We start from the raw sequence: 23791 nt of genomic DNA on the forward strand, positions 1-23791 counted from the left end.
GGCACTATGGCTAAACCACTAGAACTCGTAAATGTAGAAGACTTAACTATTTGTGACTCAACTGCGCAGATGATCACCAAGGCTCGTGAAGACGGAGTTGAACTCTTTTTCGACCGGGCCAATGCCATGAAAGCCTGTCCTATCGGAGAGAAGTCGGCCTGTTGCAAACATTGTTCAATGGGACCATGCCGAATGAATGTCAACAGTCCTTACGACCGTGTGGGGGTGTGCGGCGCCACGGTGGATACCATACTTGCCAGGAACTTTGGTCGGATGGTGGCTGCTGGTACTGCTGCCCATACCGATCATGGTATGGCAATGCTCGAACTGTTCCGCGATGTCATAAACGGCAAGGTGAAGGATTTCGCCATCAAAGATCCTATGAAACTCTATGAAGTGGCAACCTCGCTTGAGATCCCGACCGAGGGTAGGGAACTTAAGGAAGTGGCCATGGATCTGTATCATGAACTCGAGCGGACCTATACCCAGGTGGACGGTGAAATTCCCATGGTGAAGCGGGTACCCAAAAAGACTCTTGAACTTTGGCGGCAGGCCGGGATAGTCCCCAGGGGAGCGATGCGGGAAATTATGGAAATGATGCATCGGACCGCGATAGGCGTGGACCAAGACTATAAAAATATCACGCAGCAGATCTCCCGCACAGCCCTGGCGGACGGTTGGGGCGGGTCCATGGTTTCAACCGATATATCCGATATCCTGTTCGGCACTCCATCGCCGGTTGAAATTGAGGTTGATATGGGGGTGTTGAAGGAAGACAGGGTCAACATCATTGTCCATGGTCATGAACCGATCCTGCTGGAGGCGATGATGATTTCCGCCGCCGACCCGGCCCTTAAGCAGATGGCGGTCGATGCCGGGGCAAAGGGGATCAACCTTGTGGGAATGTGCTGCTCAGGACTTGACGTTATGTCACGCCACGGGCTCCCCCACGCGGGAAATTTTTCCAGTACCGAGGCGGTCCTCGTAACAGGGGCGGTGGACGCGATGACTGTCGATATCCAGTGCATCAAACAGGATCTCAAACGGGTGGCCGATTTTTACGACACTCCCTTTATTACTACCAACTATCGGGCCAAGATAGAGGGGGCGCTTCATATCCAGCTGGACGAGCATGATCCCCTGGGATGTACTGAGGAGATAATCATCAAGGCGATCAGCCGGTTCAAGACCAGGAAGAAGCCTGTGCGGATTCCGAGGAAGACCGTAAAAGGGGTGCACGGTTTTTCCTACGAGTATATTAATTATATGCTCGGGGGATCTTTCAGGGGCAGTTTTACGCCGTTAAACGACAATATCATCAACGGTCGTATTCGCGGAGTTGCGGGAGTTGTCGGCTGTACCAATCCCCGCTCCAAGCAGGATTATTCCCATGTCGAATTGGTCAAGGAGCTGATCCGTAACGATGTGCTGGTGCTGCAGACCGGATGTTCACAGATGGCACTAGCCAAGGCCGGCCTCACCGGTCCCGGGGCTGCGGCACTTGCCGGACCGGGACTTGCGGAAGTGTGTGAAACGGTCGGAATGCCGCCCATATTGGGGCTTGGCGCCTGCGTCGACAACTCCAGGATCTTGATCGCCGCATCCGAAATGGTCCGGGTGGGCGGGCTTGGCGACTGTCTCGCCGATCTGCCGGCGGCCGGGTGTGCCCCGGAATGGATGAGTGAAAAGGCCATTGCCATTGGCCACTATTTCGTCGCCAGCGGGGTTTATGTTGTCTTCGGCCACACTTTTCCGATGACCAAGGGGACCCAGTTTGAAAAATATCTGTTTGAAGGATTGGAAAATGAAGGGTTTGGCAAATGGGCGTTCTCCGACGACCCGAAAGAGATGGCACGGTTGATGATCGCTCATATCGACGAGAAGAGGGCGGCTCTGGGCATCGACAAGGCCAGGGAAAGGGTACTGCTCGACATGGCTGACAGGCGGTCCCTTGATGCCAACGCCTGATCGGTGATAATATGACAGGGAAGGCAGGTGAGTCGGCCTTCCCTGACAGGTGCAAAGCGAATACGGAGCAGATAATGGCTATTTTCAGCGGCAGATACAGTTGGACCGGGATCAGAGAAGACAACAGCGAGCAGATAGCGTGGTCTGCCGGTGCCTGTGATGTGACGATATACAAATGGCCGGCCAAGGGCAATGTTGAACCGTTGAAACCCTATGTGTGCGTATATGCCCAGACCGGCAGCGGATTTTCCGTATCTGCAAATCCGGAAAAATTTGCCAAAAAATTGTGCGCGGAATTTTCCCTTGAGCTGCAAAGGGTTCTCTGGGTGGAGGATCACGGGACAGCAGAAAACAGATTTGAAATCGTCACGTTCTCAAGGTCGTCGAGATTGGGCGCTACCTTCTTCTACAAGGTGGAAAAAAGATGGGCGTCTGATGTTGAAGCCGGTCGGCTGGTGAAAGAGCTGGAAATGTACTCCTCTTTGTAATATTTTTTCCTTGAATATATCTATTTCCACGGTGTTGCCATGTTAACTGAACGAAGACGTCTGCAGGAAGAACTGGCAGAGCTGGAACAGAAAATTGCCGAAACCAAGCGTCGGCTGCCGGCCCATTCGGTCAAGCCTCCGGTGATGATGGACCTGTTTGCGCTGGAAGATGAAAAAGACGCCTTGCTGAAGGAAATGGAGCAACTTCGGTGAAGCGGCAACGTTCGAAGGTTTTTGATGAGACCTGTGATCATTATATGGAACAAATCCGTTCCATGGACTTTATAGCAAAATGCGGGCCCTTAGGGGCCGAGCAGGACGGAGAAGGGCTGCTGATTAAGCTGTACGACGATGTTTACCGGGTCGATGCGCAGCGTATTTCAGCTCTTGATGGCAGGGAGGTTGTACCGGCCGTGAAGGTGATGATCTGCATGTATGTTCTTACCTGCCCCGCACCGCTTCCACAGTTGGACGAAAATTTAGCCACTTTCCGGGAATTTCAAAATTCGGCGCCCCTCGTCTCTTATTTCACCAATAATACCAACAAGACGCTGGAGTCGCATTTCTCGGGAAATATACACGGCTTGAAAAAACGCAGTATGAATATTGGCGGCGAACTCCTTGAGAGCAAGACCCATGATGTTTCTCTTAGGTTTTATGCTTTTCCGAGAATCCCGGTTCTTCTCAACTTCAATGACCGCGACGAGTTGTTTCCCGCTTCCTGTTCCATTCTTTACCACAAGTCGGCAGCCCTGTTCCTTGACATGGAGTGTCTGGCAATGACCGCTACCCTGTTGTCGGGTAAACTTCTTGGTCAACCCCAGCAGGAGTTGTGAAAATTTCTCGATTTTTCTGACAAACAGTATTGGCACGAGGTTGCATTAGGGTTTATGGTGAAATACAATGAGTGCAGTTAAAAGAAAAAAATAAGGAGAGAAATATGACCAACAACACACATTGCCCGGGCTTTGAAGCCAACAAAACCTTAAGTGAAGTCAAAGTGAAGTGTCCCGATTGCGGGCACCAGTGGGAAGTTTTCTCTGATGAGATCGAAAAATCGGCCAAATGTCCCTCCTGCGGAACCGCCGTCGATCCTAAAGCAGCGGCTGTTAAATAGCAGCACCCCTTGTTCATGGGGGATATGAACACAGACGGGCCCAAAAAGAACCAGGCCGGTTTCTCCGGCCTGGTTCTTCATGGCGTCCGTATTGGACACGGAAGAACTACCGCTGGCCCCGGATGGTGCGGGATTCCGTGACCACGAAGTCAAGCAGTTCGTCATGGTCCTGCAGGGGAGCTTTGTCGACTATCTGCAGGTCGAAGGCGAGGCCTATCCGCGCCGCGTGCGGAATTTTCGAGACAAACCTGTCGTAATAACCGCCGCCATAGCCGAAACGTCCGCCTCTTTCGTCGAAAACCGAGCCTGGCAGCAGAACGGTGTCGATGGTCTGGGGTGACATCAGCTGCTGTTTGCATAACTGTTTTGTCGGTTCGGGAATATTGCAGTAGCCAGGAACGAGATCCCGTTCAAGGTCCGTTATCCTGATGGCGTCGAGTCTGTTGTCGGCGGTCCTTGTGATCGGAACTGTGACCGTCTTGTCCATCCGCAGTAGATCTTCAATCAGTGAAAAGGTCATGACCTCACTGCGAAAGCTCACGTAGACAAAAATATTTTTTTTCTCACGGACCTGATCCATGGCAAGAAGTCTGTCTCTTACCGCGGATGATTTTTTCTTGAGTTCCTGCGGGGTAAGGTTGTTTCTTTTTCCAAGTATGTCTTTTCTCAATTGCGAGGGGGTCATGGGTATTGGCTCCTGGCCGGTTGAACGTTTATCTGGTTACAGCCGTTGAATAGTATAGAGATAGGTTGGCAGCCTGCTGGCCACTTTGAGTCGGTTGAACTCAAACAGCCTGCTTCTCGAGGGTTGGGCAAACCGCAGCGGGGAAAAATAGATCGTTCCTTTCGGGCAGTTGCGTACCAGGCTGTCGCGGATCAGTGCAAGAACCGACGGATAGTGGCTTTCAGGCAGATCATCTTCCATAATGAAATTGGCCGTTACTTCTATTGAAGGGTAAGTCTTGTTGATGTTTAGCATCCTGGCAAAAGCTTCTTTCACGTTTTGGGCTGAAATAGGTTTGCCCAGTCTGTCAAGGGTTTGCTGGTCCGCTGATTCCAGGCCGATATTTATGAAAATTTTTCCCGGCAGCCTGTCAAGGGCATGGAACAGTCCAGGGTCAGCGCCGAGAAACGAAAAGACCGAGCCGAATAAAAAAACGTTGCCGCCGTCGATTGCCGAATGCGTCAGCCCCAGTCCGGTCAGCGCCCGTTCAACTGTTTGCACAAGAAGCCGGGGGTCGGCCTGGAGGGCGTCGTGTTCGCCGAGAAACAGACTGTTGTAATTGGTCAGGTCACAGCCGTAAAGCTCTTTGAGGCTTATGAGCTGATGATCGATTTCAGCAGCCGGTAACTCCCGGTAGGGGGTGCTGTTTTTTACCTTGCAGAACCTGCATTTATAGAGACAGCCTCTTGATATCGTCAGCGGTATGACATTGTAGTCGACGTGCCTGGCGTCGGGCGGCAACACCGAGACCACACCGCCGATAATGTCATGGAGTTTCTCCCCTTTTGCCTGAAGCAGCGAAGGTGTGTTGCGCAGCACCGACTTGATAAAACGATGCTGGTCATCGTCTTGGCTGGCCGGTAACAGGGCGGCAACCATGTCGTACCAGCCATCGACAAGCTCGGTGACGTCAGGCAGCTTGAACGGGGTGCCGCCGAGGATATTGTTGGTCGGGTATCTGAAGTTTGGCAGATAGTACTCACCTATGGCTTCAAAGACTCCTGCATATCCTCCGGTTGAATAGTATACCCAGTCGTTTCCGGCGGTACGCTTGAGCCATTCGTGGGGGTGTCCCCAATCACTTCCCTTGGACCTGGCCCTTATGATCTCATGGTTGAGGTTAAAGTGGAAAATATGGCTTCTGGTCTCAATGATGTGGTAGGAGCCGCAATGCACCGGAAAACTCATCTTGGTATACGATCTGCTCCCCGAGTGGTACCTGGTAAGGGTAAAGGACGATGAAGGATACATCATATTCATGGTAGACTCTGGGGCATTTGATCACTGCCAGAGGCAGTTTCTGTGTCGAGAACCAGCTTGCAGGTTGTTTTTTACAAAATCGGGATTGGAAAGTCAAGCAGGGTGATCAGTTGGAAAAACCTTAAAAATAAACGCTATTAGTTGATATTCTGCGGTCAAACTTCTTGGAAATGGAACTGGTTTTGGGTTATAGTGAAATATTTTGTGTGGGGGAGAGCGGATTTTTTCGATGAGCTATGGACATCGCTTGATTATTGTCGGCTGGTTTTTGCCGGATGAAAATAGCCTTGTTGAAGGATAGATTTTTTTCAGCGCTGCAAAGGCGGTCGGTGCACAACACGTTCCGCCGGAAAGTGAAGAAACATCTTTTATGGAGACGTATATGGAAAAGCAGATGATGGAAACGCTTGAGGGTATATACCAAAAGTGTGAAGCCAACGGGGACAACCTCATCACCGTTCTGCAGGAAGTTCAGCATGAATTCGGCTACATCCAGGAAGAGGTCGTGAACTGGTTCTCCGAGCGCACAAACATACCCGCCTCGAAGTATTATGGTGTAATTACGTTCTATTCCCAGTTCCACCAGAACCCACGAGGTAAGAATATCGTCACCGTATGTTGCGGAACGGTGTGCCACGTCAAGGGGGCGCCGCGCATCATCGCAAAAGTACGGGAGGATCTCAAGCTCAAGGAAGATCAGGATACAACAAGGGATATGCTGTTTACCATGGAACGGGTCAACTGTGTTGGGGCCTGCAGTATCGCACCCGTCGTGCTGGTGAACGATAAGGTTCTCGGTAAGGTATCACCGGCAAGTATGGTGAAAAGTCTTAAAGAATATAAGGAATAGACCATGAGCAATGAAATAGTTGTCAATGTGTGCATGGGAACAGGTGGTATCGCCGCCGGCGGCAGCCAGGTAATGGAGGCGTTCATCAGTGAGCTGGAAGCCGCAGGTGTTGAAAACGCCACGGTAAAGGAAAAATGCCGGCTGCACAAGGTGGGATGCCGTGGTTTCTGTGCCAGAGACGTGCTGGTTGACATCACCATAAACGGTAATGTCTCCACGTACCAGTATATCCAGGCGGACATGGTTCCCAAGCTGGTAAAAGAACATGTCGTTGGCGGGAAACCGGTCAGTGACTGGCTGGTCGGCGAGGATTATCACACCTTCCATGACAATCAGACCAAGATCGTTCTGGCCGACCTCGGCAAGATAGATCCGGAGTCGATCGATGAATACCTGGCGGTTGACGGATACAAGGCGGCACAGAAGGTGCTGGACACCATGAGTCCCGCCGATGTAATCCAGACCATCAAGGATTCCGGGCTGCGAGGCAGGGGGGGCGGCGGTTTTCCGACAGGGGTGAAGTGGAGCTTCTGTGCCGCCAACGATTCCGATCAGTACTATATTATCTGTAACGCCGACGAAGGTGATCCCGGCGCCTTTATGGACCGTTCGATCATCGAGGGTAATCCCCACGCGGTTATCGAGGGGATGATCATCGGCGCCTACGCCATTGGTGCGTCGGTGGGATACATCTATATCCGTGCCGAATATCCGCTCGCGGTCGACCGTCTCAATATGGCGCTGAAGCAGGCGAAAGAAAAAGGGTATCTCGGCGAGAACCTGTTTGGCAGCGGATTTAATCTGCAGATTAAGGTCAAGCTTGGCGCCGGTGCCTTTGTCTGCGGTGAAGAGACCGCCCTTATCGCCTCGATTGAAGGTGAGCGGGGAATGCCGCGGGCCAAGCCGCCGTTTCCCGCCAACAAAGGACTCTGGGGGAAACCGACAATTATCAACAATGTCGAAACATTTGCCAATATCCCTCAGATCCTCAACAAAGGTGCCGACTGGTTTGCGTCGATCGGTTCCGAGAAGAGCAAGGGAACCAAGGTTATCGCCCTTACCGGTAAGATCAGGAATACCGGGCTTATCGAGATTCCGATGGGGATGCCGCTCAAGGATATCATCTTTAACGTCGGCGGCGGTATTGAAGGCGACAAGCTCTTTAAGGCGGTTCAGACCGGCGGTCCTTCCGGCGGCTGCATTCCGCAGCAGCATATCGACCTGCCGGTCGACTATGAAGGACTCGCCTCGGTCGGGTCGATGATGGGGTCAGGCGGTATGGTCGTTCTTGACGAAACCGACTGTATGGTCAATATCTCTAAATTTTTCCTTGAGTTTACCCAAGCTGAATCGTGCGGCAAATGTGTTCCCTGCCGTCTTGGGACCAAGCGTCTGCTTGAGATCCTCACACGAATTGTTGACGGAGAGGGAAGAGAGGGGGATATAGAGCTGCTGCAGGAACTGGCGGAAGACGTGCGGGATTCAAGTCTTTGCGGGCTTGGTATGTCGGCGCCCAATCCGGTACTGAGCACCATCAAATATTTCCGTCATGAGTATGAAGCCCACATCAAACAGAAGAAGTGCCCGTCGAAGGTGTGCAATAAGCTGTTGACGTTCTTCATCAGGGAGGACATGTGTATCGGTTGCGGAATGTGTGCGCGAGCCTGTTCCGTAAAGGCCATATCCGGACAGGTGAAACAGCCCCATAAAATCGACAATTCGGTATGCATCAAGTGCGGTGCCTGTTTTGATGCGTGTAAATTCAGCGCCGTGTTAAAGGAGTAGTGACCATGATAACTGTGACCGTTGATGGAAGAGATGTAGAAGTTGCCGAAGGGACTACCGTGCTTGAAGCAGCAAAGAAGCTGGGGATAAATATCCCCACTCTTTGCCATGACGACAGGCTCAAGCCCTACGGCGCATGCAGGCTGTGTGTGGTGGAGATCGCCGGAATGCGAAAGCCGGTTACCTCCTGCACCACGCCTGCAACCGACAATATGATTGTCAAGACCCAGAGCGAACGGCTGTACCGGCTTCGCCGGACGGCGGTCGAGCTGCTGCTGTCCGATCACCCCAACGACTGCATGACGTGTATCGGAACGGGCGACTGCAGACTCCAGGAACTTGCCTACCAGTACGGCATACGTGAAAACAGGTTCGCAGGGGAGATGCGGGATCACCACCGGATCGACAAGAACCCGTTCGTTGTCCGCCAGCAGAATAAATGCGTGATGTGCGGCCTGTGTGTGCGGGTGTGTGAGGAAGTACAGGGGGTGGGCGCCATCGGTTTTGCCGAGAGGGGCTTTGAAGCCAAGGTTATTCCTCCTTTCGGGAAAGACCTGGATTGTGAGTTCTGCGGCCAGTGTGTTTCGGTCTGTCCGACCGGCGCCCTCTCCGGGGCTATATGGGCCGGAAAAGCGCGGATGGAAGGTGTGGAAAAAACCGACACCACCTGTACCTACTGCGGGTGCGGGTGTAATTTGACACTTTCCTCCAATGGTGACCAGGTTATCCGCGTCACCTCCGATGCGAACAACCACAACCGGGGTTGGCTCTGTGTCAAGGGAAGATTCGGGTTCGATTTTATCAACAGCCCGGAAAGGCTGACCAGGCCGATGATAAGGCGGGAAAAAGGGGGAACCCTTGAACGGGTGAGCTGGGACGAAGCTCTTGATTTTGTCGCCGAACGCTTTACCAAGATCAAGAAAGAGTCTGGAGCCGACGCTATCGGCGGGCTCTGTTCCGCAAGATGTACCAACGAAGAAAACTATATTTTCCAGAAGATGATGCGTGCGGCGATCGGGACGAACAATATCGATCACTGCGCGAGATACTGACACAGTGCTACGGTGGCCGGTCTGGCCGCCAAATTCGGTTCAGGTGCAATGACCAACTCCGTCAAGGAGATTGCAGAAAACGACGCACTGTTTGTTATCGGCTCCAATACCACGGAAAACCACCCGATTATCGGGCTGAGGATGAAAGAGGCGGTGGCCAACGGGGCCAGGCTGATTGTTGCCGATCCGCGAAAAATTCCTCTGGTAAAACACGCCACCCTGTGGCTGAGGCATCGGCCGGGTACCGACGCCGTGCTGCTGAACTCAATCATGAACGTTATCCTGGCTGAAGGGCTGGAGGACAAGGCGTTTATTGACAGCAGGACCGAAGGGTATGAAGAGTTCGTCAAGTCCCTTGAGACTTTTACTCCGGAGTATGGTGAAGAAAAGACCGGAGTACCGGCGGAAGATATCAAAAAAGCTGCGAGAATTTACGCAGAGGCAAAAAATGCCGGTATCTATTACGCCATGGGTATTACCCAGCACGTGATGGGCACCAACAATGTCAACGCGGTCGGAAACCTGGCGATGCTTACCGGAAATGTCGGCAAGCGGGCAGCCGGCGTCAATCCGCTGCGCGGTCAGAACAACGTTCAGGGTGCCTGTGACATGGGTGGGTTGCCCAATGTCTATCCGGGTTATCAGAACGTCGAAGATCCTGCGGTAAAAGAGAAATTCGAGAAGGCATGGAACACCGAACTTCCCGCCAAGGCAGGACTCAAGGCTACGGAAATGACCGGCGCCATGATCGACGGCACTCTCAAGGGTCTGTACGTTTTCGGCGAAAATCCGGCTCTTTCCGATCCTAACACCTCTCATTCGGTGAAGGCGTTTAAGAACCTGGAGTTTCTCGTGGTCCAGGATATTTTCATGACCGAGACCGCGGCGCTGGCCGACGTGGTTCTGCCCGGCGTCTCTTTTGCTGAAAAGGATGGGACGTTCACCTCTTCGGAAAGAAGGGTGCAGCGGGTCCGTAAAGCTGTAAATCCGCCGGGACAGGCACAGTCGGATCTCGATATCATCAACCAGATCTACCAACGGATCGACGGCGGCAACAAAGATGATGTCCTCGATCCGGCCATGGTTTTTGACGAGGTGGCGTCACTGTGGCCCGCAATCGCGGGGATCAACTACGAGAGAATCGAAAAGTGCGGTATCCAGTGGCCGTGTCCGGATGAAAAACACCCCGGCACCGAGTTCTTGTTTGCTGAATCCTTCAATCGAAAAGACGGCAAGGCGCTTTTTACTCCGGTACCGTTTGTCGCTTCGGACGAGCTGCCGGACAAGGAATATCCGTACGTGCTCACCACCGGCAGGGAGTTGTTCCACTACCACACCGGTACCATGACCAGGAGATCCAGCGGACTCAATGCGATCGCACCGGAGGCGTTTGTTGAAGTCAATCCGGCCGACGCTGAAATCCTTGGGGTGGCCGATGGGCAAAAACTGACCGTCAGCTCAAGAAGAGGTCAGATCAAGGTCAAGGCCAAGGTGAGTAATATTGTGCCGCAAAATGTTGTTTTCATTCCATTTCATTACCGAGAGGCCGCAGCGAACCTGCTGACCAGCGACGCCATGGATCCGGTTTGCAAGATAATGGAAGCGAAGGTATGTGCGGTAAGACTGGAGAAGTAGTACTGGCATTTATCCTGTACAGGATTTAATGTTTACAACGGGAAGTTGAGAAAATCTCAGCTTCCCGTTTTCGTCTCTTTAGCCGGAGGCTGCGGGTGCAGGATTTCAGCAATAATACCGGAGGATGTCCTATGATTTCAATCCACACCAACGGGGAGAAAATCGCCGAATATGAGTCCTTGATATACATCCCTGATATTGCGGTGACGGAACCGGGATATATTAAGATGATTTCGGTAAAAGACAGCGCCAACGCCAAACACGAATACCACGCCATGGCGCAGATGGCATATTTCGAGTTTCAGGATGGGGAACTGGAAACTGAGGAGATCGAACAGGTGCTTATGGTTGAAACAGCAAAGGAACAAATTGAATTTCGTGACGGAATAATGCTCTGTCGAAAGGAAGACGGCGGGTTCAAGGTGTTGGTTCGTCCGAACGTGAACGTAAAAAAGATACTGGAAGCGGGATACCGGTACTGTACCCGATGGGTAAGGCTTGATATTTAATTCTTCCGTGCAGGGGAAAAGTTGTGAGTGAATCCGACGAAAATCGCCGCCAGCACGTGTTGATTTTTCAACAAAACGGCAGCGGGAAACAAAAAATTGCAGGACTGGAAAAGTACGGAAAAGATAAATTTCGTCTTGAGATTGTCGATATAGACGATGTTCTTCCCCCCGTCCTCGATGATACCAGTGACTATCTGCCGGCTGACATCTGTTGTGATCTGGTCCTTGATTTTCTAAAACACAGTGATCTGTCGACCGATCTTGCGGCGCTGTGTGCCGGGAAAAACATCCCGATGATCGCCTCGGGCAAGAAAACAGTGGGCAGGGGGATAGTTACTCCGCCGACCTGATGCGGACTTCCAAGGCAGGTCGGCCTTGGCAGGTATGGTGAAGATTTTGGCGCTCCCGAGTTTGTGGTGGAGGCTGACGGCGGGATAATACGAAACGTTCGTGTCGTCCGCGGGGCTCCGTGCGGGGCAACGTGGGAAGCTGCGGCGAGGCTGATAGGTCATCCGGTGGACGACGCGGTACGGAAAATAGGGCTTGAAACACAGTTTTACTGTTCTGCAGATCCTTCCGGGTGGGACCCGATCCACGGGAAAAGTCCTGTCCATTTTGCCGGAAAGATCCATTCGAGCCAATTGGCAAAAGCCATAGGCGAGATCATAACGTTGGTGGAACAGGCAGATGAGTCCGACGAATAAAAAACAAAGCATTTGTCTGTGTTGACAAATGCATTGTTCTGTCACCAGTTTTTCTTGAGAATCTCGAAATAGCCCGGCGGTTTTACACAGGCCGGGCATTTGTCAGGCGGTGTCTTGCCATGATGGAGATAGCCGCAGCTGAGGCATTTCCAGGTTACCACCGATTCTTTTTGAAATGTTTTACCGGTTGCGAGATTTTCCGCCAGCTCGCGAAACATTATCTCGTGGTTTTTTTCCGATACGTTAATGGCATTGAAGGTATCGGCCGCTCTGGCAAAGCCTTCGGCCTCGGCAACCTCGGCGAAAACAGCGTACATCTCGTCATGAACGTACAGCTCCAGCGCCGCTGACGCGATCAGGTTGCTCCTGGTGTCCTTGATCACTCCCGCGGGAAAGGCGCCCGTTATAGTAAGTTCGCCCCCGTTGAAAAAATTAAAAAAGCGCAGGGCATGTTCATATTCCTGGGCCGCCGTCTCGTCGAAAAGCCGCCCGATCTGGATCAGCCCCTCGTCGTGGGCGCGGGTGGCGAAAAAGTTGTAGCGTGTACGGGCCTGGGCTTCTGCCGAGTAAGAAAGCAGCAGGTTATGGGCTGTCCTGCTTTCACGGAATTTTCCCATCGCTGATCTCCGCTATTCTTCTTCTATTATGATGGCATCGGCGCCGCACTCCGCCGCGGCCTGGCGGACGACATCTTGAAGATGCTCCGGGATCATGTCGTATTTGACGATGGAAAGGAGCTGATCCTCATCATATTCGAACACTTCCGGGCAGAGTTTGTTACAGTTCCTGTCTCCCATGCATTGACTGGTGATGGTCACTTTCATTGCGTTTCTCCCTGGTTAATTGAGTAGTTGAGTTCCTGCCTGCACCCTTTAGATTGCAAGTAGGCCCGATTGTGCCAGAAGTGTCGCCAATGCGTCTGACGAATTATCGGCTCAAATCGGCTGACGCTTTGGGAACCGTGTACGGCGGCTGGAGATATTCGAGAACCTTCGCTGTTTTGTGCCAGCCGCTTTGTTGAAACAGTTTGGAGAAATTGATACCTATCCCGACATAGAAAGATCGTGTCCGGTCATCATCGTTGTCGGTATAACCTCTGGTGTAGTATCCTCCGTGAAGTTCGAGATAGTCGAATATGTTATTGGAAATATAATCGAATCCCGCCGGTTTGACCACAATCGAATAAAAAATATTGGAATAATCGGTGATAAAGCCATCGATAGCCTCGTTGAAGACATATTCGATTCTGAAGTCTATTTTTCGATCGAGCCCAGGCCACCGATGCATAACCGCAGAAGCCAGCACCCCGAAACTGTTCATGACGATATCCTCCCACGCGAACCCCTGGGTTTCACTGGTAGCGTCCATGAGTTCCATGGCGGTGACGATGGTCCATGAAGAAACCAGGGCAAGCCGGTTTGCCCGATCCTGGTCATATTCCCAGCTTTTATATAGCGCCGAGAGTCCGTCTGCGAGCGCATAGGAAATCCAGAAATGGCCGACTTTATCTGCGCCGCCGTATTTGGTGTCCTGTTCGAACCAACCCTCATTGGCGTTGTACCACCCGATCGATCCATAGTCCCACTCTGACATACCCCACAGGCCGATAACCGAGGCTGCGGCGATATTGGTGTAGAGCAGTTTTTTTTCTTTATCCAGGTCGGTCCACCAGTTGCGACCGTTGGGGCAGGGGGCCGAGGTGGCGGGGTGCGCCGGCTTTTCTTCTGGGTGGTGGCTGACATCGGAAGCCGGCAGAGGTGCGACACAAATCAGGGTGGCAACGACAATGGTAGTTATTATACTAGCATTTACCTTCATGGGGACGCCGGAATTTTCGTGTTGTCGGGGAAAATATGGCCATGAAACCATTACACCAACATTGTAGCATAGATATGGTATGATACAAAAGCCGGCATGACCCGGTGGCGGAATTTTCATACCATTATGGCAAATTCATTGAGTGCGGATAAGAGTGTTGCGGAGGAGAGGATGGTTGCAGTGAAAAATGTGATGGAAATCTTTGTCGAACTTGATAAATCCAATTGCAGGCTGTGCGGGGAAAAGACCTGCCTCGCTTTTGCCGGTGCCGTCTTCAAGAGTAGCCGCAAGCTTGAAGAATGCCCAAGGCTTCACCCCAGCGTCATCAGAAAATACCAGGACAGCAGGTACGGCAGCAACGTCGAGGAGCGGCGGGATGAGCACCTGGAAATGGCGCTGGAAGAGGTGTTAAAGCTTGATTTTACCGAGACCTCCGTCCGCATCGGGGGACTGGTCAGGGACGGTATCCTCTATTTCAATGTTCTCGGCAAAAGGTTCGGTCTGACAAAAGACGGCCGCTTCCTGACCGATCTGCATATCAATCCATGGGTGATGGCGCCGCTGTTAACCTATCTTTGCTCCTGCCGGGGGAAACAACCCTCGGGGGAATGGATTTCGTTTCGGGAAATTCCCAACGGCCAAGAAAAGTATAATCTTTTTAAAAAAAGAACCGAGGACGTCCTCAAGGGTTTGGGAGATAAGTACCCGGATTTTTTCAGTGACGTGGTACAGATGTTTGACGGAAGGGAAGTTGAAGAACAGTTTGCTTCAGACGTCTCGGTGGTCCTGTATCCTTTCCCCCTGGTGCCCTTGATGATCTGTTACTGGATGCCCGAAGAAGGCATGGGGTCGAAACTGAACCTGTTTTTTGATTCGACCATAGGGGAAAATCTTGGCGTTGACGCGGCCTTTTCCATAGGTGCAGGGTTGGCGCAGATGTTCGAGAAACTGGCAAATCAACACGCATTCTGATCTTTTGTCGGCAAGGTTTATGCCGGGAGATCGCTGGGAGTCGTCATCACGATTCTTGAAGCGGGAGGTAGACGGTAAAGGTGGTACCGCTTCCCGGTACGCTGTTTACCCGGATCGAGCCGTGATGGGATTCGATTATCGACTTGACCAGGGACAACCCCAGGCCGGTTCCCTGAATATTTCTGGTATTCTGGTCCTTTACCCGATAAAATCGGGTGAAGATTTTCGCTAGGTCTTCCTCGGCCATGCCAAAACCGGTATCGCTCACTGCTACTTTCAGGTAGTCGAATTCGGTTTCGCCACTGATGGTTATGCTCGCGTTTTCAGGCGAGTATTTGATGGCGTTGGTGATCAGGTTGGAAAAGACTTCATCCATATTCTGCCGGTTGGCGAAAATCGGGGGGATGTCATCTGCGAGCTTGAGGTCGATGGTGATATTCTTTTCCGCTCCGTAGGGTGCGTGAAAATTCAACTGTTCGGTAAGAAGGCCGACCATGTCCACCTGCTCTTTCTCGTGACTGATCAACCCCGATTCTATTCTTGAGAGATCAAGGAGTTCGGTTACCAGATTGTTGAGGTTGAGAATTTTCTCCGAGGCTCGTTCCAGAATTTCCTTTTGCTTGTCGGTTACCTCACCGGCAAGACCGTCCTTGATGTTTTTGAGCTGCATCAGCAGGGAGTTCATCGGGCTTCGCACCTCATGGGAAACCATGGAGACGAAGTCCGATTTCATCTGATTCATCATTTCCAGCGAGGTAATGTCGTGGAGTACGGTGATGGTTCCCAGGTTGTTTTTCGTTCTTCCGCGAAAAGGGGCGCAGCGGCAGCTGTAGATCTTTTCCTGGTCGTGGCAGGTGATGCGGAGTTCATTGGTTATCTCTGAAAAGGTTTCCGGCCCCATGGACAGCGCCTGGTCGATGGCTTCAAGGATGTTGCCGTCGCTTATGATGTCGGCGACATGTTTGCCGAGCACCTCTTCGCCGTGGTAGCCGATCATATGCAGAAACGACGGATTTGCCTGGACGATCAGCTTGTTGGTGTCGGTTGTCATGACTCCGTCGGTGAGGCGGTTCAAAAGCATTTTAAGCCGCGATCGGGAGTCGGCGATATCCTGCAGCGCGCTGGTGTATTTCAAGGATTTGTTAACAACTGCACGCAACTGGTCGGGGGTGAAGGGTTTGGGGATGAAATCGAACGCTCCCCTCTTCATCGCTTCTATCGAGTGTTCCAGAGTGGCATACCCGGTAATGACGATCACCACGGTATCCGGATGATTCTTTCTCACCTCGCTGAGGACGTCGAATCCGGAGATGGAAGGCATCATCAGGTCCACCAGGATTATATCGTAATGCTTTTGCTGGATCATCTGCAATCCCTGTTCCCCGTCCGGGGCGACGGCGACCTCAAATCCGTTTTCAGAGAGCACGATACGGCAGGCATCACGAATTCTGGGTTCGTCGTCAATGACCAGGATATTGGCGGCATGTGATTGGGCGGATGATGGCGGAGTAGTCATTTCCAGTTCCTGAGTAGTCGGTGAGAACAAACCGGTATAACAAGAGGTTGGTTCCGTGTTAACATTTGATCTGCAAAAGTGATTTTACCTTGTTCATTGAGCCGGGTTTTATCATATCAGAATGAGACCATACCCTATCAAACAACCAAAGATGAAGAGAAAAAAGGTAATTTTACTGTAACATTACTACCAAAATAAGGATCGGCAACCGAAATTGAAAAAAATTATCATAAAATCGTCTGGATACCCGATAAAGGATGAAAAATTCGCAAATTTCAAGAAAAATTTATGGTAAGTATCATTTTTATATACAAATAGGGTTTTACAGAAAAAAAAACTGTGATAACAGCGATTATCTATTATAATGCCAGTTGATCGAATCCTTAACCGATATTTTTGTCTATCGCAACAATGGTGCATACCCGCTGTAAAGCGCCGGTAGCAACACTATTACCAGCGGTTTACCTATCGGGGCCAAATCTTATGGAGGATTGTTTTGTGACCAGGATTAACCCCCCAAAGGACAAGGAAGACAGGATAGGTTCAGTATTAGTTGTAGGATCTGGAATAGGAGGGATGCAGGCATCTCTCGATCTTGCCAATAGCGGCCTTCTGGTTCATATGATCAATGACGAACCATCTATTGGCGGTACAATGTCCCGGCTGGACAAGACCTTCCCAACAGGAGACTGTGCGATGTGCATGATCTCTCCGCGCATGGTTGAATCCAGCAGGCATCCAAACATCAAGATGCATACCCTGTCAAGGGTCGAAGCCATATCGGGAGAAGCGGGGAATTTTACCGCCACCATTGTGGAGAAAGCCAGATATGTCGACCCCGAGCGCTGTACCGGGTGCGGCGCCTGCGAACCCCAGTGTCCGACCAAGGTGGTTAATAGCTTTAACCAGGGACTTGACAAGCGCAAGGCCATCTACGCCCTCTTTCCCCAGGCGGTGCCGAACACGAGAGCAATCGATCCGGACTACTGCCTCTACCTTACCCGCAATGTATGCCGCAAATGTGAAAAGGCCTGTGACGCCAAGGCGATCAACTTTGAAGATACCGACAAAAGGCATGAGATCAGGGTCGGCTCCGTCGTCCTCACCCCGGGGTTGAAGACGTACCAGCCGGAGATACGCCAGGAACTGGGGTATGGAAGGCTGGAGAACGTGGTAACCTCGCTGCAGTTCGAACGGCTGTTGTCCGCATCAGGCCCATGTGGAGGCGAGGTGGCAAGGCCGTCCGACGGTGGTCACCCCAAGCGTCTGGCATGGGTTCAGTGTGTGGGGTCGAGAAATTCGCACAACGCCAATCCGTGGTGCTCTTCGGTATGCTGCATGTACGCGGCAAAACAGTCGATCATCGCCAAGGAGCACGACAGCGAGGTGCAGTCGACCATCTACTACATGGAGCTTCGCGCCTTTGGCAAGGACTTTGACAAATATATTGAAAAAGCGAAAAACGATGCGGGGGTCGTCTACAAGAGGGCGATGATCTCGGAAATAGTCGAAGATCCCGAAACAAAAAATCTGATAATTCATGCTGTTGGCGATGACGGGAAACTGGTCTGGGAAGAATATGACATGGTGATCCTGTCGATCGGGTTTGAGCCGAGGGTGGACGCTGCAGAATTTTCACGGATTTTCGGGATCAATACCGACGAGTACGGGTTCGCCCAGACTTCCAAGCTGCGGCCTGTCGAGAGTTCGAGAAAAGGTATTTACGTGGCGGGGACCTATCAGGGGCCCAAAGATATTCCGGAAACAGTTATCCAGGGCAGCGGGGCGGCGGCGCAGGCGATGATGCTGCTCGGAGAAAAGCGCGGTACCGAAGTTACCCAGGTGGTGTTGCCCGACGAAAAAGATGTCGAGGGTGAAGCACCGCGAGTCGGCGTCATTGTATGTCATTGCGGGACCAATATTGCCGGGACCGTCGATGTGCAGAAAATCGCCGATGCCGCCTCCCTGGAACCAGGGGTGGCCCATGCCGAAACCATTATCTACGCCTGTGCCCCGGACGGCCAGCAGAAGATAAGGGATCTGATCGAAGAAAAGCGACTCAACCGGGTAGTGGTCGCCTCGTGCACTCCGAGAACCCACTCGCCTCTTTTCCAGGACACCATCCGTGAAGTTGGGCTGAACAAATTTCTTTTTGAACTGGCCGACATCCGTGAACAATGTTCCTGGTGTCATATGAACGATAAGGAGAACGCGACCCGCAAGGCGATTGAAATCGTCAATATGAATGTGGCCAAAACCAGGAACCTGGTTCCGGTATCACAAGCTTCCGTGGGCGTTGAACATACGGCTCTGGTTGTCGGCGGAGGAATTGCCGGGATGAACGCTGCGCTGTCGATGGCTGAGCAGGGATACGGGGTCCATATTGTGGAAAAATCCAACCGTCTCGGAGGGTTGCTGCGTAAGGTGCGCACTACCCTTGAGCAAGACGATGTGCCGGCGTTCCTTAAAGGGGTTATCGAAAAAGTCCAGGAAAGAGACGATATAACCGTCCATATGCGGACCACCGTAGAGTCGTTTGACGGTTTTGTCGGCAATTTCTCAACGAAACTGAGTAACGGCACGGTGGTGAGGCATGGGGCGCTACTCATAGCGGTTGGCGGCCAGGAATATCAGCCCACCGAATATGAGTATGGAAAATCACAGCGGATAATCACCCAGCGCGATCTGGAAAACAGGCTGGTTGAAATCGATCCCGCCCCGGATGAAACCTATGTCATGATCCAGTGCGTTGGGTCCAGGGAAGAGCCGAACAATTACTGTTCAAGAATCTGCTGCCAGGACGCCCTGAAAAATGCAATTGCCATCAAGGAAAAGTCTCCTGAAACCCGGGTCGTTATACTTTACCGCGATATGCGGGCGTATGGGCTGAAGGAAAATTATTACCGCAAAGCACGGGATCTCGGGGTCCTGTTTTTTCTCTTCACCCCCGAGCAAAAACCAGAGGTCAGCGTGGAAGACGACACCATCAAGGTGACCTTTGCGTCGGCGGTACTTGACAAGGATATTGAAGTCGACGCAGATTATCTGGTGCTGTCAACCGGACTGCGACCCCAGCCGGACCAGGAAGAGTTCGCCAAGCAGTTCAAGCTCACCTGCAACCTCGACGGATTTCTGCTGGAAGCGCACGTCAAGCTGCGTCCTGTGGACTTCCCAAGTGAGGGTTTTTTCCTCGCCGGACTCGCCCATGCCCCGAAGAATCTCGAAGAGACTCTAAGTCAGTCTCTTGCCGCTGCCGGTAGGGTGGGAACGCTGCTTTCCAAGAACAGTCTCACCGTGTCTGGAGTTATCTCGAAACACAACCGCGATATATGCATGTCGTGCCTTGCCTGTGTGAGGAAGTGCCCGTTCGGAGCTCCGTTTATCGATGAGGACGGCAGGGTAAGTCATAATGAGGTCAAGTGTACCGGTTGCGGCATCTGTGCCGGCGTCTGCCCGGCAAAAGCGTATCAGATCAACTACTTCAGGGATGATCAGATGCTTGCCATGATCGAATCGGTGACCGAGATGAAGTAGTCGTCGGGGGTGCTGTTACAGGAGACGATGTGAGGGGAAGTTCAATTCTTTGAAAGGTCAAGTCAACTAGAAGGAATCAAGCATGGCGATTGGCGAAGAAAAAATTGAAGAACCGATAAGTCCGGAAAAGCAGCGTGAAATACCGGATGACTGGAAGCCTAACATAATAGCTTTTGCATGTCACTATTGCGCCTTTGCAGCAGCCGACCTCGCTGGGGTCATGAGGCTGCCGTATCCGCCAAATGTCAAGGTCATACGGCTGCCCTGTACCGGAAAGCTTGACCAGGTATATATCCTGAGGGCGTTTGAGCGGGGGGTTGACGGCGTTTTCGCCGCCGGCTGACTTGAGGGACAATGCCATTTCCTGGAAGGAAATCTCAACGCGGTAAAAAGAGTACGCAGGGTAAAGAAAATGTTGCTCTTAGTGGGGGTAGATCCCGCAAGGCTGGAGTTTTTCAACCTGTCTGCGGCGCAAGGGCCGAGATGGGCGGAAATCTGTACCGAGTTCACAGCACGGATAGCCGAAAAGGGTCCGTCACCGATCTGGTATGCACTAAAAAAGAAGAAAGAGACCACCGTGAGTGATAAACAGGCCGCCTGACAAGAGGTTTAGGGCGGGGATACGTTATCGATGAAGGAGTGGAGATACTATGATAGTAGGAGAACAGAAACCTTTTGACGAAATATGGGATATGGTCAAAGGGCATAAGCAGCTTACCGTATTCGGATGTAATACCTGTGTGTCTGTCTGTCATCAGGGGGGAAACAAGGAGGCGGAGATTCTGGCTTCTCTATTGCGCATGAGGGCAAGCCAGGAAGATGTTGAGATTGAGATCAGCGACGGGGGAATCGAACGACAGTGCGAACATCCTTTCTTCGACAAGGTTCAGGAAACCCTTAGAAAATCAGAAGCGATTCTCAGCCTTGCCTGCGGTATCGGGGTCCAGTTTACCGCCCAAAAATATATGTCCACCCCGGTCTACCCGGCACTGAACACCACCTTTCTCGGCGATGTCCCGGCGGAGGGATTTTTTACTGAAAAGTGCCAGGCCTGTGGAGACTGCATCCTCGGGATAACCGGAGGGGTCTGTCCGGTCAGCCGCTGCTGCAAGAGACTGTTCAACGGCCCGTGCGGAGGGTCCTCCGACGGAAAATGCGAGATCTCCAAGGATGTTGACTGCGCATGGCAACTCGTGGTCGATCGGCTTGAAGCGCTCGGTAAACTCGATGATTATGAGAAAATCACTCCTATAAAAGACTGGTCCAAAGACAGGGCAGGAGGGCCTCGATCATTCAAACTGGAGGACTTCTAAAGATGAAAGAGATACGAACGAACAGCAGACTCGAAAAAATATTGAAAAACGGGCATATTGCGGTGACCAGTGAATGCGGGCCGCCCCGTTCAAGCGATGCCGCTGTTGTTGTCGAAAAAGGTCATCTGATAAAGGATCACGTCGATTGCATCAATATAACCGATAATCAGACGTCGGTTACGAGACTGTGCAGCCTGGCTTCCTGCATCCACCTGAAAAACGAAGGGTTGGAACCGGCCCTGCAAATGGTGGTTCGCGACAGGAACCGGATTGCCCTGCAAAGCGATATTCTCGGGGCGGCATCATTTGGCATAAACAGTGTTCTCTGTCTGTCGGGTGACCACCAAAGCTTCGGCGACAATCCCAGTTCACAGAATGTGTTTGACCTCGACTCGATGCAGCTGATCCAGACCGTCCGTCATATGCGTGACGAGGGAAAATTCTTGAACGGCGACGAAATCAAGGTCCCCCCGAAAATTTTTGTCGGCGCCGCGGCAAACCCGTTTGCCGATCCGTTCAAGATTCGTGTGCCGAGGCTGGCCAAGAAAGTGGCCGCCGGCGCCGAATTTATTCAGACCCAATGTGTATATAATCTTGACAAGTTTGAAGAATGGATGAAAGGTGTGGTGGACAGGGGGTTGCACGAGAAGGTTTATATCCTTGCCGGGATCACCCCGATGAGATCCGTCGGTATGGCGAAGTACATGGCCCGTGCGGTTCCCGGGATGGATGTACCACAGGAAATCATCGATCGCCTTTCCGGGGTCCCGAAAGAGAAACAGGCTGCCGAGGGGATTACCATTGCGGTGGAGGCGATAGAAAGGTTAAAAGAGTGTACCGGAGTTTCAGGGTTTCATATCATGGCTATCGAATGGGAAGAAAAGGTGCCTGAAATAGTTGAACGGGCAGGGCTTTATCCAAGACCTGCAGTAGATTAACAAAGATTATTTTATAAAGGGAATTGCGTCATGTGCCAGACAAGTGTGATGTTGACCAAAGGCGGCGATGAAGAACTGTTGCTTGAGAATGTGACCGCTTTGGAAGTTCTTGAGGATGGCCTGAAAATAACGAGCCTGTTCGACGGCACCAGGACAATAAACGGAGTTGCCATAAGCAGGATTGATTTCAACGACGGAAAGGTTTTTCTTAAAGAGACAAGGTAGCGGCTGAGGTTAACAACATAACAGGGAGCGACAGGAAAAGTAATGGATAACGTCGAAAAGCTCAGAGTTTTGCTGCAGCACTGGATAGACCATAACAAGGGACACGTTGAAGAGTTTGAAACATGGCGCAAGTTGATGAGTGAGGAGAACAGGGAATCGTTAGCCGACCATATCACCGCAGCGATAGAAAAAATGGCAACAGTAAACGGAGAACTGGGAAAAGCGCTGCACGAGCTTGGCGGTCCGCAGAAAAGTAGTGATCACCATCATGATCACCACCACCATCATGATCATCACCATCATCATCATCACGACCATGATCATGATCATTAATTTTTTTTGGTGAAGCGAGGTAGCGTTACGTTACCAACCATACGCGAAAAAAGGCGGCAGAAAAAAATATTTCTGCCGCCTTTTTTGTTGCTGTAAACTCCGTTCAGACGATGGTCAATTATTCAAGACCAAGTGTCTTTTTAGCCGAGGTAAGGGTGTTCTTCATGAGCATTGCTATGGTCATGGGTCCGACACCGCCCGGTACGGGAGTGATCTTTCCGGCAATCTCTTTTGCCCTGTCGTAGTCAACATCGCCTTTCAGGATGGCTTTTCCGGTGGCTTCGTTCATGCCGACACGGTTGACGCCGACGTCGATAACCGTGGCACCAGGCTTGATCCATTCCGGCTTGACCAGGTCAGGCACGCCGGCGGCAACGATCAGGATGTCAGCGCGCTTGCAGTGAGCGGCAAGGTCCTTGGTACGGGTGTGAACGATAGTGACGGTGGAGTTGGCGCCGACACCTTTCTGGGCCATCATCATAGCAATCGGTTTGCCAACGATGTTGGAACGGCCGACGACGACAACTTCAGCACCGGAAGTCTCGGTTCCCGAACGGACGATCATCTCCTGAATACCAGCCGGGGTGCACGGCAGAAAACGGACCTCATCGCCGCCGATCATCAACCGACCTACGTTCACCGGATGGAATGCGTCGACGTCCTTGTCCGGATTGATGGCGTTGAGAACTTTCTTGTCATCAATATGCTTGGGCAGCGGAAGCTGGACCAGGATGCCGTGAATGTTTTCATCGTTGTTGTACTTGTCGATAAGGGCCAGCAGATCGGCTTCGGAAATGTCTTCCGGCTGGTCGTCCTGGATCTCGTTGAATCCAACACTCAGGGCGGTTTTTACCTTAAGTGTAACGTAGCTCACGGAGGCAGGGCTTTTGCCCACGAGGATAGTCACCAGGCCGGGGACTTTACCGACTTTTTCTTTCATCTCCTCAACTTCCTGCTTGATCTCGGCGAGGATTTCTTTACGTATTTCGGTACCACTAATAATTTCAGCAGTCATTGTATCATAAACTCCTTATCAGATTCTTTGGTAAG

The 23791-nt window shown here is 51.8% G+C and carries 24 protein-coding genes; 17 read left to right on the forward strand and 7 right to left on the reverse strand.

What is annotated here, in order from left to right:
- Window positions 1-6: 6 nt before the first annotated feature.
- From cooS to BLQ17_RS22310, 5 genes are all read left to right on the forward strand, one after another.
- On the forward strand, window positions 7-1968 hold the full coding sequence (cooS, locus tag BLQ17_RS15765) for an anaerobic carbon-monoxide dehydrogenase catalytic subunit (protein WP_092224560.1): 1962 nt from the start codon (window positions 7-9) through the stop codon (window positions 1966-1968).
- 74 nt (window positions 1969-2042) lie between these two features.
- Window positions 2043-2456, forward strand: coding sequence for a hypothetical protein (locus tag BLQ17_RS15770; RefSeq protein ID WP_092224562.1), 414 nt, complete (start codon window positions 2043-2045; stop codon window positions 2454-2456).
- Window positions 2457-2495: 39 nt separating this feature from the next.
- Window positions 2496-2669: a hypothetical protein gene (locus BLQ17_RS22305; protein ID WP_218121816.1), complete on the forward strand. Its 174-nt coding sequence runs from the start codon at window positions 2496-2498 to the stop codon at window positions 2667-2669.
- Window positions 2670-2713: 44 nt separating this feature from the next.
- Window positions 2714-3292 (forward strand): DUF3786 domain-containing protein, encoded by a 579-nt coding sequence (locus tag BLQ17_RS15775; protein ID WP_176761268.1) that lies wholly within the window; start codon window positions 2714-2716, stop codon window positions 3290-3292.
- Between the two features lie 104 nt (window positions 3293-3396).
- The gene (locus tag BLQ17_RS22310) at window positions 3397-3573 is read left to right on the forward strand and encodes a hydrogenase maturation nickel metallochaperone HypA (protein ID WP_143005527.1); all 177 of its coding nucleotides are present in this window, start codon (window positions 3397-3399) and stop codon (window positions 3571-3573) included.
- 106 nt (window positions 3574-3679) lie between these two features.
- On the opposite strand, the gene BLQ17_RS15780 is transcribed toward BLQ17_RS22310, so the two are convergent.
- Together BLQ17_RS15780 and BLQ17_RS15785 are read right to left on the reverse strand one after the other, a co-directional pair.
- Window positions 3680-4258, reverse strand: coding sequence for a 5-formyltetrahydrofolate cyclo-ligase (locus tag BLQ17_RS15780; RefSeq protein ID WP_092224566.1), 579 nt, complete (start codon window positions 4256-4258; stop codon window positions 3680-3682).
- A gap of 36 nt (window positions 4259-4294) precedes the next feature.
- A complete protein-coding gene (locus BLQ17_RS15785; RefSeq protein WP_092224568.1) occupies window positions 4295-5557 on the reverse strand; it encodes a radical SAM protein in 1263 nt (420 codons plus the stop codon).
- A gap of 382 nt (window positions 5558-5939) precedes the next feature.
- On the opposite strand from BLQ17_RS15785, the gene BLQ17_RS15790 reads away from it, so the two are divergent.
- The 5 genes from BLQ17_RS15790 (at window position 5940) to dfsP (ending at window position 12092) form a co-directional block, all read left to right on the forward strand.
- Window positions 5940-6407, forward strand: coding sequence for an NADH-quinone oxidoreductase subunit NuoE family protein (locus BLQ17_RS15790; protein WP_218121817.1), 468 nt, complete (start codon window positions 5940-5942; stop codon window positions 6405-6407).
- Window positions 6408-6410: 3 nt separating this feature from the next.
- Window positions 6411-8192: an NADH-quinone oxidoreductase subunit NuoF gene (nuoF, locus tag BLQ17_RS15795; RefSeq protein WP_092224572.1), complete on the forward strand. Its 1782-nt coding sequence runs from the start codon at window positions 6411-6413 to the stop codon at window positions 8190-8192.
- Window positions 8193-8197: 5 nt separating this feature from the next.
- Window positions 8198-10879 carry a formate dehydrogenase subunit alpha gene (fdhF, locus tag BLQ17_RS15800; protein ID WP_092224575.1) on the forward strand — a complete coding sequence of 894 codons (2682 nt, stop codon included), beginning with the start codon at window positions 8198-8200 and terminating at the stop codon, window positions 10877-10879.
- A gap of 131 nt (window positions 10880-11010) precedes the next feature.
- Window positions 11011-11388 (forward strand): hypothetical protein, encoded by a 378-nt coding sequence (locus BLQ17_RS15805; protein ID WP_092224577.1) that lies wholly within the window; start codon window positions 11011-11013, stop codon window positions 11386-11388.
- Between the two features lie 23 nt (window positions 11389-11411).
- Entirely contained in the window at window positions 11412-12092 is a 681-nt protein-coding gene (dfsP, locus tag BLQ17_RS15810) for a DUF166 family (seleno)protein DfsP (protein WP_267461765.1), read from the forward strand.
- 41 nt (window positions 12093-12133) lie between these two features.
- On the opposite strand, the gene rbr is transcribed toward dfsP, so the two are convergent.
- The 3 genes from rbr to BLQ17_RS15825 all read right to left on the reverse strand — a co-directional run bounded on the left by rbr (window position 12134) and on the right by BLQ17_RS15825 (window position 13910).
- Window positions 12134-12709 carry a rubrerythrin gene (gene rbr / locus BLQ17_RS15815; RefSeq protein WP_092224579.1) on the reverse strand — a complete coding sequence of 192 codons (576 nt, stop codon included), beginning with the start codon at window positions 12707-12709 and terminating at the stop codon, window positions 12134-12136.
- 12 nt (window positions 12710-12721) lie between these two features.
- A complete protein-coding gene (locus BLQ17_RS15820) occupies window positions 12722-12916 on the reverse strand; it encodes a ferredoxin (RefSeq protein WP_092224581.1) in 195 nt (64 codons plus the stop codon).
- Window positions 12917-13019: 103 nt separating this feature from the next.
- Window positions 13020-13910, reverse strand: a complete 891-nt coding sequence (locus tag BLQ17_RS15825) for a DUF2279 domain-containing protein (protein ID WP_176761269.1) — start codon at window positions 13908-13910, stop codon at window positions 13020-13022.
- Between the two features lie 171 nt (window positions 13911-14081).
- Between BLQ17_RS15825 and BLQ17_RS15830 the strand changes: the two genes are divergently transcribed.
- On the forward strand, window positions 14082-14882 hold the full coding sequence (locus tag BLQ17_RS15830; protein ID WP_176761270.1) for a DUF3786 domain-containing protein: 801 nt from the start codon (window positions 14082-14084) through the stop codon (window positions 14880-14882).
- A gap of 46 nt (window positions 14883-14928) precedes the next feature.
- On the opposite strand, the gene BLQ17_RS15835 is transcribed toward BLQ17_RS15830, so the two are convergent.
- Complete coding sequence (locus BLQ17_RS15835) at window positions 14929-16398, reverse strand: response regulator (protein ID WP_092224587.1); 1470 nt, start codon at window positions 16396-16398, stop codon at window positions 14929-14931.
- 498 nt (window positions 16399-16896) lie between these two features.
- On the opposite strand from BLQ17_RS15835, the gene BLQ17_RS15840 reads away from it, so the two are divergent.
- From BLQ17_RS15840 to BLQ17_RS22695, 6 genes are all read left to right on the forward strand, one after another.
- Window positions 16897-19932, forward strand: coding sequence for an FAD-dependent oxidoreductase (locus tag BLQ17_RS15840; protein WP_245695183.1), 3036 nt, complete (start codon window positions 16897-16899; stop codon window positions 19930-19932).
- Window positions 19933-20014: 82 nt separating this feature from the next.
- Window positions 20015-20533, forward strand: a complete 519-nt coding sequence (locus BLQ17_RS23250) for a hydrogenase iron-sulfur subunit (RefSeq protein WP_281180548.1) — start codon at window positions 20015-20017, stop codon at window positions 20531-20533.
- A 49-nt stretch (window positions 20534-20582) separates the two neighbouring features.
- The gene (locus BLQ17_RS15855) at window positions 20583-21245 is read left to right on the forward strand and encodes a methylenetetrahydrofolate reductase C-terminal domain-containing protein (RefSeq protein WP_092224595.1); all 663 of its coding nucleotides are present in this window, start codon (window positions 20583-20585) and stop codon (window positions 21243-21245) included.
- Between the two features lie 2 nt (window positions 21246-21247).
- Window positions 21248-22183 (forward strand): methylenetetrahydrofolate reductase, encoded by a 936-nt coding sequence (locus tag BLQ17_RS15860; protein ID WP_092224597.1) that lies wholly within the window; start codon window positions 21248-21250, stop codon window positions 22181-22183.
- 30 nt (window positions 22184-22213) lie between these two features.
- Window positions 22214-22408, forward strand: coding sequence for a CooT family nickel-binding protein (locus BLQ17_RS15865; protein WP_092224599.1), 195 nt, complete (start codon window positions 22214-22216; stop codon window positions 22406-22408).
- Between the two features lie 42 nt (window positions 22409-22450).
- Window positions 22451-22741, forward strand: coding sequence for a DUF8180 domain-containing protein (locus BLQ17_RS22695; RefSeq protein WP_092224601.1), 291 nt, complete (start codon window positions 22451-22453; stop codon window positions 22739-22741).
- A 118-nt stretch (window positions 22742-22859) separates the two neighbouring features.
- Here BLQ17_RS22695 and folD read toward each other — a convergent pair whose 3' ends face one another.
- On the reverse strand, window positions 22860-23756 hold the full coding sequence (gene folD, locus BLQ17_RS15875; protein WP_092224603.1) for a bifunctional methylenetetrahydrofolate dehydrogenase/methenyltetrahydrofolate cyclohydrolase FolD: 897 nt from the start codon (window positions 23754-23756) through the stop codon (window positions 22860-22862).
- Window positions 23757-23791 lie beyond the last annotated feature (35 nt).

Source organism: Desulforhopalus singaporensis, from assembly GCF_900104445.1.
GTDB classification, from domain to species: Bacteria; Desulfobacterota; Desulfobulbia; order Desulfobulbales; family Desulfocapsaceae; genus Desulforhopalus_A; species Desulforhopalus_A singaporensis.

Excerpts from the sequence above, each read along its gene's own strand:
- BLQ17_RS22305 (WP_218121816.1), top strand. The coding sequence starts at position 2,496 with ATGTTAACTGAACGAAGACGTCTGCAGGAAGAACTGGCAGAGCTGGAA.
- BLQ17_RS15775 (WP_176761268.1), top strand. The coding sequence starts at position 2,714 with ATGGAACAAATCCGTTCCATGGACTTTATAGCAAAATGCGGGCCCTTA.
- BLQ17_RS15790 (WP_218121817.1), top strand. The coding sequence starts at position 5,940 with ATGGAAAAGCAGATGATGGAAACGCTTGAGGGTATATACCAAAAGTGT.
- BLQ17_RS22695 (WP_092224601.1), top strand. The coding sequence starts at position 22,451 with ATGGATAACGTCGAAAAGCTCAGAGTTTTGCTGCAGCACTGGATAGAC.
- BLQ17_RS15835 (WP_092224587.1), bottom strand. The coding sequence starts at position 16,398 with ATGACTACTCCGCCATCATCCGCCCAATCACATGCCGCCAATATCCTG.
- BLQ17_RS15865 (WP_092224599.1), top strand. The coding sequence starts at position 22,214 with ATGTGCCAGACAAGTGTGATGTTGACCAAAGGCGGCGATGAAGAACTG.
- BLQ17_RS15785 (WP_092224568.1), bottom strand. The coding sequence starts at position 5,557 with ATGAATATGATGTATCCTTCATCGTCCTTTACCCTTACCAGGTACCAC.
- BLQ17_RS15820 (WP_092224581.1), bottom strand. The coding sequence starts at position 12,916 with ATGAAAGTGACCATCACCAGTCAATGCATGGGAGACAGGAACTGTAAC.
- cooS (WP_092224560.1), top strand. The coding sequence starts at position 7 with ATGGCTAAACCACTAGAACTCGTAAATGTAGAAGACTTAACTATTTGT.
- nuoF (WP_092224572.1), top strand. The coding sequence starts at position 6,411 with ATGAGCAATGAAATAGTTGTCAATGTGTGCATGGGAACAGGTGGTATC.
- BLQ17_RS15770 (WP_092224562.1), top strand. The coding sequence starts at position 2,043 with ATGGCTATTTTCAGCGGCAGATACAGTTGGACCGGGATCAGAGAAGAC.
- BLQ17_RS15855 (WP_092224595.1), top strand. The coding sequence starts at position 20,583 with ATGATAGTAGGAGAACAGAAACCTTTTGACGAAATATGGGATATGGTC.
- BLQ17_RS15780 (WP_092224566.1), bottom strand. The coding sequence starts at position 4,258 with ATGACCCCCTCGCAATTGAGAAAAGACATACTTGGAAAAAGAAACAAC.
- folD (WP_092224603.1), bottom strand. The coding sequence starts at position 23,756 with ATGACTGCTGAAATTATTAGTGGTACCGAAATACGTAAAGAAATCCTC.
- BLQ17_RS15825 (WP_176761269.1), bottom strand. The coding sequence starts at position 13,910 with ATGAAGGTAAATGCTAGTATAATAACTACCATTGTCGTTGCCACCCTG.
- BLQ17_RS22310 (WP_143005527.1), top strand. The coding sequence starts at position 3,397 with ATGACCAACAACACACATTGCCCGGGCTTTGAAGCCAACAAAACCTTA.
- BLQ17_RS15860 (WP_092224597.1), top strand. The coding sequence starts at position 21,248 with ATGAAAGAGATACGAACGAACAGCAGACTCGAAAAAATATTGAAAAAC.
- BLQ17_RS15830 (WP_176761270.1), top strand. The coding sequence starts at position 14,082 with ATGGTTGCAGTGAAAAATGTGATGGAAATCTTTGTCGAACTTGATAAA.
- BLQ17_RS15805 (WP_092224577.1), top strand. The coding sequence starts at position 11,011 with ATGATTTCAATCCACACCAACGGGGAGAAAATCGCCGAATATGAGTCC.
- rbr (WP_092224579.1), bottom strand. The coding sequence starts at position 12,709 with ATGGGAAAATTCCGTGAAAGCAGGACAGCCCATAACCTGCTGCTTTCT.